This window comes from Pedobacter sp. KH_004 (assembly GCF_057840755.1).
Window position 1 is genome coordinate 4,270,621 of sequence record NZ_CM174519.1, and the last position, 16,320, is coordinate 4,286,940.

At 37.4% G+C, this 16,320-nt stretch carries 8 protein-coding genes; 1 reads left to right on the forward strand and 7 read right to left on the reverse strand.

Annotation, left to right across the window (positions count from 1 at the left end; genetic code table 11):
- Positions 1–285: 285 nt before the first annotated feature.
- The 7 genes from AC3ITD_RS18370 to AC3ITD_RS18400 all read right to left on the reverse strand — a co-directional run bounded on the left by AC3ITD_RS18370 (position 286) and on the right by AC3ITD_RS18400 (position 14,930).
- Positions 286–1,776 (reverse strand): RagB/SusD family nutrient uptake outer membrane protein, encoded by a 1,491-nt coding sequence (locus AC3ITD_RS18370; protein ID WP_489361945.1) that lies wholly within the window; start codon positions 1,774–1,776, stop codon positions 286–288.
- 17 nt (positions 1,777–1,793) lie between these two features.
- Positions 1,794–4,952 (reverse strand): SusC/RagA family TonB-linked outer membrane protein, encoded by a 3,159-nt coding sequence (locus tag AC3ITD_RS18375; RefSeq protein ID WP_489361947.1) that lies wholly within the window; start codon positions 4,950–4,952, stop codon positions 1,794–1,796.
- Between the two features lie 791 nt (positions 4,953–5,743).
- Positions 5,744–6,448, reverse strand: a complete 705-nt coding sequence (locus tag AC3ITD_RS18380; protein WP_489361949.1) for a hypothetical protein — start codon at positions 6,446–6,448, stop codon at positions 5,744–5,746.
- A gap of 94 nt (positions 6,449–6,542) precedes the next feature.
- On the reverse strand, positions 6,543–7,475 hold the full coding sequence (locus tag AC3ITD_RS18385; protein ID WP_489361951.1) for a DUF1735 domain-containing protein: 933 nt from the start codon (positions 7,473–7,475) through the stop codon (positions 6,543–6,545).
- A 13-nt stretch (positions 7,476–7,488) separates the two neighbouring features.
- Entirely contained in the window at positions 7,489–9,084 is a 1,596-nt protein-coding gene (locus AC3ITD_RS18390; RefSeq protein ID WP_489361953.1) for a SusD/RagB family nutrient-binding outer membrane lipoprotein, read from the reverse strand.
- A gap of 11 nt (positions 9,085–9,095) precedes the next feature.
- Positions 9,096–12,236 (reverse strand): SusC/RagA family TonB-linked outer membrane protein, encoded by a 3,141-nt coding sequence (locus tag AC3ITD_RS18395; RefSeq protein ID WP_489361955.1) that lies wholly within the window; start codon positions 12,234–12,236, stop codon positions 9,096–9,098.
- Between the two features lie 198 nt (positions 12,237–12,434).
- Complete coding sequence (locus tag AC3ITD_RS18400) at positions 12,435–14,930, reverse strand: M14 family metallopeptidase (RefSeq protein ID WP_489361957.1); 2,496 nt, start codon at positions 14,928–14,930, stop codon at positions 12,435–12,437.
- Positions 14,931–15,017: 87 nt separating this feature from the next.
- On the opposite strand from AC3ITD_RS18400, the gene AC3ITD_RS18405 reads away from it, so the two are divergent.
- Complete coding sequence (locus tag AC3ITD_RS18405) at positions 15,018–16,319, forward strand: UDP-N-acetylmuramoyl-tripeptide--D-alanyl-D-alanine ligase (RefSeq protein WP_489361959.1); 1,302 nt, start codon at positions 15,018–15,020, stop codon at positions 16,317–16,319.
- Position 16,320 lies beyond the last annotated feature (1 nt).

Here is a 16,320-nt window from a genome sequence, read left to right on the forward strand (position 1 = left end):
AAAGCTGTACCTTCGAAACTACTCCTTAAGGGGGAAACCGAATCTTAGTTGCCTAAAATGACTTAAGCCGCAAGCCAGGAAACAGAATCAGTGTTATATTTCAGGCAGATCATAAGCCCCTGGCAAAATATAGCGTGGATGAGAAATAGGCTTGTTTCTTGTGCAGATCATAGCGAATCGATTTTGCAACCTAATGCCTTGAACTAGATTCTATTCAAATTTGAGGAATAAAAAAAATGGGTTTAAAGCTTTCGCTTCAAACCCATTTTTTTGGACTTGTTTTACCTAAAGTGTGTTAACTAAAGGGTTTGTATTTACCTCCCCAATTGGAATAGGGAAAGTATAACGTTGATCAGTAACCGGAACTGAAGAACCAACACCAAATGACGGAAGAGGAGCAGCTTTTCTAGCTAAATCATTATACCTGAAACCTTCAGCCAAAAGTTCAATTCTTCTTTCTTTTAAAATAGCGGCTTCTAAAGCTGCGGGAGTTGTCAATGCACCATAAACAAAACTTGCATCAGACCTTGTACGAACAGCTTGAAGTAATGCCTGAGAACGAACTAAATTACCTCCCGGTGCTAACGCCTCGGCTTCAGCAACGTTAAGTAAAATTTCTGCATATCTTATCATTGGTACGAAATCAATAAAAGGCGATACAGCACCGTACTTAATTGGATAAGAATGAAGTACGCCTGAAATTGTTGCATTTTCAGTCAAAACAGATTTTCTGGCATCAGTTGTTGGCCATGCCGGATCTGCATATATTCCCGCACCTGTTTTGTTTAAAGAAAATTCTAAATTCCCATTGCCAGCCCAGCTGTAATAATAGCCTAACTGATTTTGGGTGCCAGGGGCATTTGTATCTGCCATTGGGAATGAGAAGATAGACTCAGATGTAGTAAATGGTGCCGCGAAAACGCTCTGAACATTGGGCTGCAGTGCATGTGCAGTTCTTGCAGTATTTGCAAATGGTGCAGCTTGTGGAACCAGCTTATTTCCTTCTTCCAAAACTTTCGCATAGTTACCCATTGCTAAGTACACTCTCGTCTTCAAAGCAATTGCTGTATTTTTATGGGCCCTGGTTGTACGTAATAATGCTGTTGAATAGGTATCCGGCAAACCAGCTTCTGCTTCATCCAGATCTTTTAAAATTTGAGCATAAACTGCCGCAACACTACTGCTTTTAAGTGCATTATTTGCTAATGAAGTTTCTGGTGTTAAACGAAGTGGTAAGCCTCGTGATGCACCGTTATCAGATATGTAAGGTTTAGCAAAAATTTGAATTAATGCGAAATAATTTAATGCTCTTACAAATTTAGCTTCTCCCGCATAGTTTGCATTTAAAGCCGGCGTTAAAACAGTAGCGTTCTCTGCTAACCCTTTTAAAAAAAGGTTTGCTCTATTGATGGTTAAATAGCCCTGAGAGAAAAAACTAGCCACATAAGTATTTGTGGAGTTATTAGTTCCCTGATAAACATCGTAACCAGTTACTCCATTACCGGTTCTGTTTACGAATTCTTCAGCTCTGATATCGTTATAGATTAAATAGCGACCACCAAATAATGAACCTGCCTTTGCAGAAGTGTACAAACCGTTTACCTGACCTAAAATCCTGGTTGGGTTTGAGAAGGCCTCCGCCTCAGGTAATGTTAGTTCTGGAGCCTTTTCCAGGAACTCTTTCTTACAAGAAGAAATACTTCCAACCAAAGGAATTGCCAGTATAGCTGCTGCAGCTACCTTCAATTTATATGCTTTTATATGAAATAGTTTCATGAATTTTATTATTAATATTATAAACCTAAACTAATACCGAAAGTGAATGATCTACCCTGAGGAATAGAGTTACGCTCTACGCCACTAGCAAGATTTGAATCACCATTGGTTGAAATTTCTGGGTCTACACCTGTATAGTTGGTAATCAAGAATGCATTGTTTACTGAAGCATAAACTCTGATGTTGTTAATTCCAGACTTTCCAAAAACAGTTTTTGGAATTTTGTAACCAAAAGTTGCAGCCTGAAGGCGCAAGAAATCACCTTTTTCTACGTTTGCATCGATTGCAAATGATGAACCATTTGAAACGTTGTCACCGTAGATTACCCTAGGAATATTGGTTTGCTGACCTGGAGTGGTCCATGCATTCAAAACTTCCGTTGAATTATTCCAAACACGTTGATCTAACAAACCAGCACGCGAACCATTGTAAATATAGTTTCCTCCCGAAAAAGTAAACATTAAGTTTAGGTCGAAGTTTCCGTAGTTTAATGTATTGTTAAAACCTCCATACCATTTAGGTAAAGTTCCGCCAATAACCTGTGCATCACCTGCTGGAGATGGAGCTTGTGTTCCATCAAGATAAGTCCATGCATTGGCGCCGCCGAAATGCAAATATTGAACCTCACGACCTGCAGCATTGATGTATATTCTTCTACCATTGGCAGGATTTACACCGTTAGTTTTTACCGCGTAAATACTACCGATAGACTCACCAACTTTAGTTACACTCGCGGATTCTAAACCGCCAGTTGTACCAATAATTTGTGAAACATTCGGATCTAAAGCAGTTACCTCATTTTTTATTGTAGTGAAATTTAGGTTAGCTGTCCAAGAGAATTTATCTGTTTTTATTGGAGTACCGCCCAATGCAAACTCAAATCCTTTATTATACATCGAGCCAACGTTTGCTAAAATTGTTCCTCCAGGTATCCCTTTGGATAATGCCTGAGGCACATTTAACAATAAGTTATTGACATCCTTTTTAAAATAATCTGCCTCTAAAGTTAATCTATTGTTGAATAACGCAACATTTAAACCAAAATCCAACTGATTACTAGTTTCCCATTTAAGCTCTGAATTTCCTGCCTGACCATAGATCCAAGCAAATGGAGTTACACCATAAAGACCCGGGCTATATGTAGTATAAGCACTATATGGAGGTACATTTGAATTACCCACACGACCATAACTTGCTCTTACTCTTAAAGAGTTTACGGTTTTTCCTAAAGCTGAATTTTTGAAGAAGTCTTCCTCAGAAATGGTCCATCCGATAGATCCACCACCAAAATTACCCCATTTGTTTTGCGATGAAAGTGCTGAATTACCATCTCTTCTAAAGTTACCGCTTAAATAATATTTACCTTTATAGTTATAGCTTGCGCTCGCCAAATATGCCTGAAAAGCTATTTCAGTTATTCCATTACCACCCGGTACATTTGTTGTGAAAGTTCCTTGATATTGATCAAAAAACGTTGGATCCCCTAATCCCTGACGAATACCCCCCCAGTTTACAGTTCTTGTATTCTGCACATCACTTCCGATAGTTAGGTTCAAATTGTGAACACCATCGAATGTTTTTGCATATTGTAAGGTATTAATCCAGTTCCAGTTATTTCTTCTAGCATTGTTGTTATAAGCATAACCATTGTAAGAATAACCATCTCCCTGAATCGGATTCCAAAATTGAATATTTTCTGTGTTACTTCGTTCCCAAGAATAGTTAGATCTAAAGTTTAAGCCATCGATAATTTTAAAGTCAGCGCCTAAATTGGTTAAGAATCTATTGTTTTCAGAACTATTAACATCCTTATCAACCAATACAGTTGGGTGCGCCCAAGTACTCGTGATTAAATTTGCAGCGTTGCCAACATTATTAGCAGAGATATTATAGTTACCTGAAGCGTTGTAAACTGGTACGTTAGGAGCAATTGCAATAGCAATACGGCCTAAACCGGATGAATTAAATGCCGCACCAGGTGCTGACCCACTATTTGGCGAACTGTTTAAGCTGTTGTTATAGTTAACATTCATGCTTAAACTTAACCAATCTGTTGCTTTATGCGTTGCATTAATGCGAGCAGAATATCTTTTGAATGAGTTATTCTTTAAAAAACCGTCCTGATCAGAAATACCACCAGATAGATAGTAAGTTGTTTTAGCAGTACCGCCACTTAATGTTACATTATGATTTTGCGACTGAGCTGTTCTGTAAACCTCATCATACCATTTGGTATCAACTAAAGAACCATCAGCATTATAACTTGGGAAGAAACTTTTGTTGTTAGCATCTCTCTGTGATGCAGGTACTGCGTTGGGATTTAGTACTAATGCATTCGCTATTGCTCTATTTTTACTGTCAATGTACTGTTGCGCATTTAACAGTTCTGGTAAACGAACAGCATTGTTTACACCATACCATCCATCATATGTTATTTTAGCGTCTCCTGATTTACCTTTCTTGGTTGTAATCACCAAAACACCCGCTGCAGCCCTTGATCCATAGAGCGCGGTAGATGCCGCATCTTTTAAGATATCAATAGTTTCTATATCTGCAGGATTGATATCTCCAAGCGGATTATTGGTTGCTGAATTAGCTGAAGCATCGCCAGTAGGAAAAGGAATACCGTCAACTACCACCAATGGAAATGAACTTAGAGAGATAGAGCTTACTCCTCTTACGCGAATAACCGGAGGATTATTTAATAACCCGTTTGGAGAAACAATACTAACCCCAGCGGCCTGACCTGTTAACCCTTGAACAAAACTTTGAACCGGTTTATCTTTTAATTCATCACCTTTTACTGTAGCGGCAGAACCTGTAAAATCCCGTTTTCTGGTTACACCATAACCCGTAACAACTACGTCTGTTAAGGTTTTAGCATCACTTGCCAATATCACATTAATTGAATTTCCGGCACCAATAGGTCTTGTTTGAGTTGAATAGCCGATATATGTAAACTCTAAAGATGTCGCATTTGCAGCTACACGAAGCACATATTTACCATCTGCATCTGTTGTAGTTCCGCCAGCAGCGCCTTTAATTCTTACACTTACACCAGGTAATGGCAATCCATCCTCCTTACCCGTAACTGTACCAGTGATTGTTCTTTCTTGCGCCATTGCTGTACTTGCAATGAATAGCAATATGAACAAACTTTGTAGAAGTTTTTTCATAAAAAATTTAGTTTAGTTAATAATATTTTGCCTAAGATAAAGCTTGGTAATTCGTAATGCAAATTTTACAAACAAAAAGAATCAGAGCATTTTAATAAAAAATTAAACTGGACATGGAATATGTTGCTTGAATATTATTAAAAGGGCTAATGCTATATGTTAAACTTATAAAAATTCAATTTCGTAAATTGAAGCACTAAAAAAGATACAATTATATTAAATTAACATTAGATATATTTTCTATTAAGGATCGGATTTAGGATAGACAACGGATACACACTGAAAAATTGTCAACTTACACCTTAGTTTTACTATATAAGTCGCAATAAATAGATATTAATTTCATGATTAATGGCTTAATAATCCATCTAACTTTCATTAATCCTCGGACACTATTCTGTCAGGAATATTACGCTCGGCGTAATTATCGAGAAATGATGCGATTACGCTTGCTAATGGTCGTTGAGCATCTTCTCATTAAGATTTATAAAACAAATAGATCTAACATACACATATTTACTATAGCTCTTGTTTAATCAGCAATATCTTAACAACTATTTGTTAATTTCCAGTTGAAAGCCTTCTTAAAGTTGCAACGTAAATATTATTGCGAAAACACAAATCGAATTTTGTAGGAGACTACTTAAACGGCTCATAAAACAGTATGAAAGTTAAATAATCAGAATTCTGTTTTCCTTAAAAAACTAGTATTCGCTAAGGCATGACGAATTAAAAAAATGAGGAAATGAATAAACATCATTTCCTCATTAATTAATGTAGGCTTTGATTGATTAATAAACCCAAATAAACCGTTGTTTAATCCCAGGCTTTTCTGTGAAACTAATACGTGCTTTTACTGAAAAAGTTGATGCATAGGTTACACCATTATAACTCGCAGGGATCCAATCAATATCAAAACCCTTCTCGGAAATTATTAATTTTTTGGTAACCAATATTCCATCTGCTAGATATTGAGCTTGATAAGTGGCCTTGCCGTTTTTATCAATCTTCGTAATTAAATCTGCATCTAAAGTACCATCGGCATTTTTATTTTCAGTTTTAACTACCCGTTTTAATTCGGTGCCCAACAAAGAGATGTACTGATCTATAGATGTAATCGGAACCGGAATGCTCGCCTTTTCTTTTACTTCAGGGTCCTTAGCATCTATTTCAACCTTAAGCCTGCTAATGCTGGTTGTATCTAAGAACAATAGCTTCTGGAGGTCATAATTGTAGCGGAGAAACACCTTTCCATCATCATTGAAAGCATACCAATTGCCAGTTCGAGCATTGTCTTTATAAGTTCCTCTGAGATAAACCTTATCTTCTTCCTTTAAAACAGAATAAACTCCTTCCAATTTCTTTGCATCGTTCGTTGCGTACTCTACCTTTGTTTGGTCAGACAAAACTGAGGTTTTTTGTTCTTGAGCAGATGAAAGTGTATTTAGAAAGATTGCACTTGACGTGATGTAGAAAAATTTGGATAATGTTTTCATAATTGTCTGATTTAGATTACGATAAATATAAGAATTTTGACGAATACAAAAAAGGGCTATGATTTTCATCATAACCCTCTATTATAAAGTATTTCTATCTTTCGTGGTTATACTTCAGTACTAAATCTGTAACCGCTCTTCTGTTGGAGGTTGGATTCCATTCGAAGTTTAAGGTTAATGTTTTGGTTGCTGGGTTGTAAGCGCTAGTTGTTCCAGGAATATTTCTTAGCGATGCATTACCTAAGGCTGTCATTGTTACCAGATTTGTAGTCGGATCAATGGTCGCTCTCAAATTATCTATACCGGCAATACCAGATGAACCTCCATGCCAAGTCAAACCGTTGATCTGAACAGTATTCAAATTAATGGTTTGAAATTCAACATCAGGGTTACCAGCCAAATCACCATTCAATCCATCATTAACAGTTGGAACACCTGGAGCTGTAAATCTCTGAACATTTCCTGCGGTAACATTATAAACACCATCATAAATGTTTTTTGGCGTAACGTTTAATAGGATCGTTCCAAAATTACCGCTGATAATCCCTGAAGATACAGAAGAAATTGTTAAAGGAAGAACCTGTAAACCTGTAAATTCGAATGTTAGTGGACGAAACGCAACATTAAATGTTGCTTTGCTTGTTCCAGCTTTAATCACAACTTCTGTAGCGCTCAATGTATAACTTCCAGCAGGCAATAAGGTATAGCTACTTGAAGTAGCTGTATTATATTCCTGAATTTTAGCTGTTGTTCCCGGTGTGATTCTTACCGTAATATCCTGCGGAGCTGTAGCTTCTGGACCTGAATAACTTACAGTAATTGGTAAAGTTGGAAGAGTAGCCGTTGAATAAGCAAATTGGTACATTGGTGAAGGAGTACCATTCACTGCAATTTGTGCCGGATTAGCGAACTCAATCACATTATGTCCTTTCGCCGGATCAAGGATCATAGTATCGTCTTTCAAACATGAGGTAAGCGTGGTTACCATCAGCAAGAAAGCCATAGATTTAAAAATATATTTTTTCATGATTCTGTTAAAATTAATTTAAGTCCCAAAAAATTCTTGAACCGAATAAGGTTACACCCGCAGGTACATTCCCAGGGTTGTAAGAATATTCCTGAGAAGGGTATAGAATTCTTCCAATCAATTTATCTGGTCTGGTAGATTGAGATTGTTTAGATGCAAAAGTTAAACGACCATCGCTAGATCCTTCAACAATTTTAGGAAAGCCTGTTCTTTTAAACTCATTATAAGCCTCATCGCAGTGTATCACATTCATGGCAATATACTTTTGAGTTATAATTGCCTCAATTTGTGCTTGTAAACCTGTGGCAGGATAATTTACTAAAGGATTACCCGGATTTTCCTGAGTTTGATATGCAGCAGACTCTGAAAGATAATCCCATCCCGCAATTGGTGCCCCAGTTTGATCTTGATAAATGTATTTAAATGAAGCTTTAATACCTTCATCAAATGCTGTCTTCGCACTTCCAGTTAAATAACCTCTGGCAAATGCCTCTGCTTGTAAAAAGCGGCTTTCCGCAGCTAATAACATCGGTTGTCCTTGGGCAGGGCCTTTTGCGACACCGATATATGGCGTATTGGCATCCTCTCCAGTAAACCAAGATGTTGAACCCGCAGGCGGCACCACAGTTGAAGGAAGGTTTTCTTCACCTAATCTATTTACTGCGGGACTTGGAAAGCCATTATACATAGCATAACCTCTTCCTTGATCAGAAATTTTAGTTCCGTTATAAAACGTTAAAATCCAGATTGTAGGAACTGCCTGAGATTGTGATCTTACACCATCACTGGCAAACGCCAGTGAGTTATATAATGGATTCTGCCTGTTTGCTTCTTTCAAATAACCAGGATTTACCAGCGCGTCAGTTTCTAAAAACCCAACTGAAGCATTTAAAGCAGCAAATTCTGTGGTAGCATAGGCCGATAGTGCAGGCACGCCAGCCATTTTAATTAATAAGCGCAATTTAACTGTATTAGCAAATTTTTTCCAAAGGTCCAAATCACCTTTAAACATTGGATCTGTGCTTGAAGCCACATCAGCAGGTTTATTTGTACCTGTAATGGCCTGTCCATCGCTAATTGCTTTAATGGAAGCCGTTAACTGAGCAACTAAATCTTTGTAAATATCTTCTGCCTTATCATACTTAGGTGTCAAAATAGCGCTACCCTTTAAAGCTTCAGTATAAGGAACATCATTGTATTGATCTACTAATTTAGAAAACATAAAGGATTTCATGATCTTTGCAATAGCGTTGCTGTAAACTAAAGATCCGTTACCTGCAGTATTATCAATGATGTATTGATAATCTGTAGCATTGTTATAAACACCGGAAAACAGGTTGGTGAAGCTACCCGCTGTGTAAGCATAGGTAACACCAGCACCATAACTACCCACACCATAAATGTTAGCAGCAAATCCGCCAGGGAAGTAATATGCACTATTATAAGATTGTGATACAGCAGCAGAGTTTACGATTGCTTGAGGTAAAACCAAAGCAGGTGTAGACTCCGTAGAGCTATTTGGGTTTTCATTTATATCCAGGTACTTTTTGCAAGACGTAAAGCCGACTGCTAAAGCAACTATCAATAAACCGTTAAATATCTTTTTCATATGTATGTGTATTAAAAAGTTAATGATAATGTAGCACCGTAAAAACGAGCTGGAGGCGTTTGACCTAATGATGCAATACCTATACCGTTATTATCAGGGCCAGCATCACTATACTCAGGATCTGTATAAATATTGGTTTTTGGTGTCCAGATAAATAAGTTACGACCTTGAACACTGATACGAGCACCTTTAACATACTTTAAGTTACCCAATAATGATTGAGGCAATTCGTATGATAATGATAACTCTCTAAGCTTCCAGAAAGCTGCTGAATAAACATAATTGCTGGCAACGCCCATGTTTGTTGGTCCGTTTGTCCAAAAATCTACACCGCCTGTTCTGGTGGTGATATTGGTGTTTGCAACATAAGTGTTTGTAACTGGATCCAAATAAGATGAATTAGGTACAACAAAACGTTCACGGTTGAAATAGGTTGTTCTGATACCCGCACCAGAGAAATCATAACTTCCAGAGTTTTGACCCATCACAAAACCTCCACGATATTCAAATAAGCCTGTTAAACGGAAACCTTTATAAGACACAGCAGCATCAAGGCCTAAACGATGACGAGGCTCTACATTACCCAAAACTTTATTCCCAGTAGTTACATTTGGAAAACCAGTAAATCTGTCAACAATTACTCTGCCCTCTGAATCTCTCACGTAGTCAGTTCCTTGGAGCACAGGAAAAGGCTGGCCTTCTACAGCCCATGAACCCAATTGTGTTGTTCCTGATAAACCTAGCGCAGGTAAGCCATTGCTAATCGACACAACTTTATTGTTATTATAAGTGTAGTTTGCACCAACAGAAACCTCTAAACCATTATCCAAATTTCTGTAAGGTACAAGGCGTAAGTTAGTCTCAATACCGTTGTTACTTACTTCACCTGTATTAGTTAAGAATGATGAGAAACCTGTAGAATTGGCAACACTTACAGGAACTGTTTGATCAGTTGTATTTGTCTTATACATGGTAAAACTACCTGTAATTCTTGATTTCAATAATGAGAAATCAATACCGCCTTCATAGGCCAAAGTCATCTCTGGTTTAATGTTGGGAGAAACGATACGATCAGCTAAAGTAAAGCCCGGGATACCTGCATAAGGATAACCTGAAGCCTGACCGAATGTTGGTAATAAAGCATAAGCACCAAAGTTGGTATTGTTACCTAAGTTAACATTACCTACTTTTGATACGCCCCCTCTAATTTTCAACGATTCAATCACTTTTGAATTTTTCAAAAACGGAATAGCATCAGATGCAATAAATGAGATATCAGCAGCAGGATAGAAGAATGATCTATTTTCAGGAGACAAAATTGATCTCCAATCATTTCTACCTGTAACGTGTAAGTATAAATAATCTCTAAAGCCTAAACGAGCATCACCATAAACACCAATTTGTCTAGCTTTAAAATTTGACTCACTTGCAGATGGATTCTGTAAACCATTACCAATGTTAAAAAAGTCATCTAAAGCTAAACCACCTTGTGTACCGACATCAATTCTTTTATAAGTGTTTTGTCTGATTGTTGCACCAGCAATAACATTTAACGAGAGATCTTTAGATAATTGTTTGATGTATTGTGCCTGGAACTCAGGGTTAATTTGTACATTATAGCCGGAATAATCGCTTACCGATCCAACAATGTTTGCAAAATTCGGCGTCTCTTCTAAACGATAAGCAGAATAGGTAAATTTATTAGTAGTCGATTTGTTTGAAAATGCTCTGTTAGATAAGTTAGCACGAACTAATAAAGATAAATCTTTGATTGGATTCCATTTAATCTGTGCATTACCAGTTAAATAATCATTACGGGTCGCACTACGAGAATTTGCCAAAGCAAAATATGGATTTTGATAATATTCGTTATAATATCCATTTGGATTAGCGAATGGATCATTTTTGAAATCTTTATATCTTGTTAAAGGAATTTGCCCTGGCGATTGAAGCACATTATCAAAAACACTTGCGATAGCATTTCCTTGATCGTAACGGTTTTGGACATAACTTAAATTGAAACCAAAAGTTACATTGTTTCCTAGATTACGCTCTCCATTGATACGCATGGAAAATCTGTTGTATTTATCACCCGGAACAGTACTTTTTTGATCGAAATATTGACCTGAAAAGTAGTATGTTCCTTTATCATCACCTGAAGATAAGTTAAAATCTGTTTGGTTTGAATAACCAGTTTCCCAGAAAGCATCTTTATTCTCATCACTATTATAAGAATAAGGAACAGATTGAATTGATCCATCGGCTAATGGCTTACCAATTGGGCGAACTACTCCGTCAAATGCAGGACCATACTGCTGGTTCTCGAATGCAGTATATGATGGAATATCATCATTACCAGTTCCAGAACCAAAACGATCTTGTAATTTAGGCAAGAAACTAACTTGCTCTACATTCGTTGTATGGCTTACATTAATACTCGTAGCACCTCTTTTACCTTTTTTAGTTTGAATGATCAGTGCTCCGTTTGATGCATCAGAACCATAAAGTGCAGCAGCACCAGCACCGTTCAATACCTCAATGTTTTCGATATCTTCTGGGTTTAAATTACCTAAAACATCGCTTGGAACAATCACGTTATCTAAAACAACTAAAGCCTGGTTATTACCTAATAGTGAACGGTTACCTCTTAACACCAAACGGATGTTAGGGTTAACACCGCTACTCACCGCGTTTACTTGTAAACCTGCTACTTTACCAGTTAATGCACTTGCAACGTTGAATGCTTTACCTTGAGTTAGCTCTTCAGCCTTAACTGTTGTAGATTGGTTACCTTGCTCACGACGTTTGATTGAAACACCACCAGCCGTAACCACAACCTCATTCAAAGAAGTAGCATCTGATTTTAATGCCGCATTAACAACATTATTTGCCGGTATCGCAAATTCACGAGGTGCATAGCCTAAAAATGAAACGACAATCGTTTTTCCAGCTGCAGGTACGCTTAATGAAAATTTACCGTTTGCGCCGGTTTGCGCGCCTAGGTTAGGGATTTCTTTTACCCTCACTGTTGCGCCTGGCACAGGAAGACCATCTTCTTGAGAGGTTACCGTACCAGTTACTGTTCTTTCTTGTGCCATTGCGCCGAACGCAACGAACATAAGAATGAACAAACTTTGTAGAAGTTTTTTCATAATTTGAAAAATAGGTTAGTTAATGATTAATAATAATGCGCTAAAATATAGTTAGTTGACTATACCACCAAATTTATTTTAACAATTTTTAACATTCCGCTTAAAATATGACAAAACCGACTTTTAAATGTTAACAAATATGACGAATCCCTATATTTGATTAACATAGGGCTTACATAATTTCGGCTTTATGTATGATTAATAACTACAAAACAGAATATTCCCAAAAAGTGTCTTGCCACCTTCCCAGAAATTCCTGAAAAGCGGATCGTTTGCTAAATAAACCACCTGCCCTTTGCCAAAATCCTGAACGCCAATCAGCAAACCAGATTTTAGCTCTTCTCTTACTTTTTTCCCAACTACACCAGCCATCAAACTTTTCTCATCTACCTGACCAACATTCCAACCTTTTGTAAAAAGCTCATAAATTTTTCGATCTGTTTTTAGGGTATAGTAAAATTTGCCCAAACCGTAAGAGAACGGGTGAGATGCATCTAAGTTTACTTTATAGATTGCACCTGGAATGGCGAATTCAAAATCATCTTTATCTTTGTTCTTAAACAGAAGTTTACTTGGTTCCGGTTTTTCATCCTTTTTAACCACCGCTTCCTTCTTTTTAATATCGAAACCCTTTTTCTCTACAACGCTCTCAATAGCATCCTCCAATAAAATTAACTTTCCGCCTCTATTTAACCAAGAAGTTAAACCTTCACCTACGAATGCGCTGTAACTTCCATCAGGAAGAATTAATGTATTGACCTTATTGATATCCAAATTATTGATATCTTTTGCATTAATAATACTTGGTGATAGATTTAAATCGTGCTCCAAATAAAACCATGCCTCGCCAAAAGCTAGAGAAGAAACCTCATTTCCCGATGCGATTGCAATTTTAGGCTGTTTTAAAATAGGATAAACATTCGAACCAAAGTCTTTCCCCTTTTCTACAAAACCACTGGTTATGCCTCGTACAGGTTTATCAAATTTCTTCGCCACCGCTACAACCTTATCTTTTAACCCCTTAACTACCTTTTCGTTTTCAGTTCTTAAAACAATTAATGTTCCGGCAGGGTAATCTCTGCCAGCGACAGTAAAGGCTTGATCTGACTGCCTCACTTTTATATTTTCTTTCTGTAAACTAATTAAAACACCAGCATCTTCAGCTGATCCCCAGGAAAATAACCAAGCCAGGGGTCTGTCAATGTCGTTAGAAGTTGGGTCGGCAACAGATAGATCAGCGTATTTCCCTTTAAAACTTTCTTTACTGGCATAAGCTTTCAAACCATATACATAAGGCAGCGCCCAAGCTGTTATATCATAGGTGTTTGAGTCGGTAACAAAAGTTTGGGGCTCCAGCAAAACATTGGCCAATACCGCTCGGGGTTGTTGAATATTTACAATCAAATCATTTCGCTCAGTCGAGAAATTCTCCTCTTTTTGTGTATCGTAGTCATACCCTCTACCCGTTTTCTCAGCGCCATAAGCAAACTGAATTTTATTTTTGCTCAGCAGTTCCGCCAGTTTTTTCAATCTGGAAATATTACTTGCCTTAATGATATAGGTTTTGTAAGCTCCCGGAGCTGCTATCAATTCTTGCCGGAAGTATTTTTTATATTCCTCCATTAACTTAGTCTGATTTTGCGAAGATACTTCGACCGTTGACATGCCGGTAGCGAAATGATGGGCAATTCTGTCTTTCAACGTAAGTGTATCACCATCGTTTGTAACCACAGATAAACCTGCCCTGATTCCTCCTTGCTCATAAGTCATACCGATTGAGCCGTTATACAAGGGGTAAGTATCGCCATAAGAGGGGTAGAGTAAGTCGAACCGTTCTTTGGTAAAATACTGCCAACCTGCAGCATCGAAATACTTAGCATTATTTTTCCCTACAACCACTTGAAAGCTTCTTTGCCAAGGGGTAATATCCTGATGAACGGGTTCGGCCGCTGGCGCAAAATAATAGGGCTCATTATAGCTTTGTTCATGAAAATCCACATGAACCTGAGGCATCCAATCATTATAAAGTGCTAAACGCTGTTTACTTTCCAATTGGGTTTGCCAAGCCCAATCTCGGTTTAAATCAAAGTAATAATGATTTGGCCTTCCACCTGGCCATGGTTCAATGTGCTCCCGGGAAGCGGGATCAGAATTTGGTGTTTTGCCCACCACACTATTAAAGTAATTTACATAACGGTCTCTTCCATCAGGATTTAAACACGGATCTATAACTACTACTGTATTTTTTAACCAATTATTGGCCTCCACGTTGTTGCCCGAAGAAAGCGTATAAAGCATTTTCATGGCAGTTTCAGTAGAATTTGCTTCGTTTCCGTGCACATTGTAGCTCAACCAAACGATGGCAGGTTGGGCTTTTATGTCAACTGTATTATCTGCACCAGTAGATAGCTTTAAGTTATTTGTTCTAATTTGTTCTAATCGGACAATGTTTTCAGTCGCCGATATTACGGCAACCAATAGCGGTCTACCTTCATTTGTTTTTCCGTATTCAATTAATTTAACGTTTTTTGGAGAAGCAACAGCAGTTTGTTTAAAGTAATCGGCTACTTTATAATGTGGCGTAAAATGTGCACCAAGTTCATAACCTAAAAACTCATCAGGCGATTTAATTTGGGCATTTAAAACCAAAACAGAACCCATAAAAATCAGACAGAACGTTATGCTTTTTTTCATAAAACAATTAAATTTTATCTAATGTACTAATTTTGCTTTTTGTTAATGCTAAACCTTAATTTTACAGCATAATTATTACCGATAAAGATGATTACCACAGCCGAGTTATACCAGCACTTCCTTAACAATCCCCTTATCTCAACTGATACCAGAAATATTTCTGAGGGCTGTATCTTTTTTGCCTTGAAAGGCGATAATTTTAACGCGAATGGTTTTGCAGCACAAGCTATTGAGAAAGGTGCATCTTTTGCTGTGGTAGATGAGCAAGAGTATGCTATAAATAAAAAATGTTTATTAGTTGATGATGTTCTTCTGGCTTTGCAAGATTTAGCTCGGCACCACCGCAAACAATTAAACATTCCTGTAATTGGTTTAACGGGAAGCAATGGAAAAACAACGAGTAAGGAGTTGGTTAATGCTGTTTTAGCAGAGCGATATAAAACTTTTGCAACATCTGGCAATCTAAATAACCACATCGGCGTTCCGCTTTCTATCTTAGCCATTGCTAACGACGTTGAAATTGCGGTGATAGAAATGGGCGCTAATCATCAAAGAGAAATAGAATTGCTTTGCACTATCACACAGCCTACTCATGGAATTATTACCAATGTAGGCATGGCGCATTTAGATGGGTTTGGCGGTTTTGAGGGTGTAAAGAAAGGTAAAGCAGAACTTTATGCTTATCTTAAAAAAACAAGTGGCTATACCTTCATTAATAGAGATAACCCTTATTTATTAGAAATGAGTGCTCAAGCAGGCGTAAGTAAATTTATTTATTACGGCACCGAAAATGGCAATACCATAAAAGGAATGTTAAAAAGCAGTGATCCATTTATTGAGGTTGAATGGACTAATCACGAGGTTTCAACGGCAGTAAAAACCAATTTGACAGGCAGTTATAATTTTGAGAATGTTCTGGCTGCAATTTGCATTGGCGATTTTTTTGATATGAGTCCAGAGGATATTAATAGTGGGCTTGCTAACTATCAACCAAAAAATAATCGCTCTCAGTTAACAAAAACCGATAGCAATACCGTTATTTGTGATTTTTACAATGCTAATCCAAGCAGTATGATGGCGGCTTTACATAACATTTCTGTATTATCTGCCGATAAAAAAACTGCCATTTTAGGTGATATGTTTGAGCTTGGGCCAGAATCGGCTATGCAACACGAATTAGTGGCGAAACAAGCTATTCAAAGCGGTTTGAACAAGATTATTTTTATAGGAAGCCATTTTTATGCTTTTAAAGATAGCTTTGAGGGTATATTTTTTGAAACGCCTGCCGCAGCAGCAAAGTATTTAGGAGAAAACAAAATAGAAACTAACCTGATTTTACTCAAAGGATCACGGGGAATGAAGCTCGAAAGTTTATTGGAATATTTGTAAT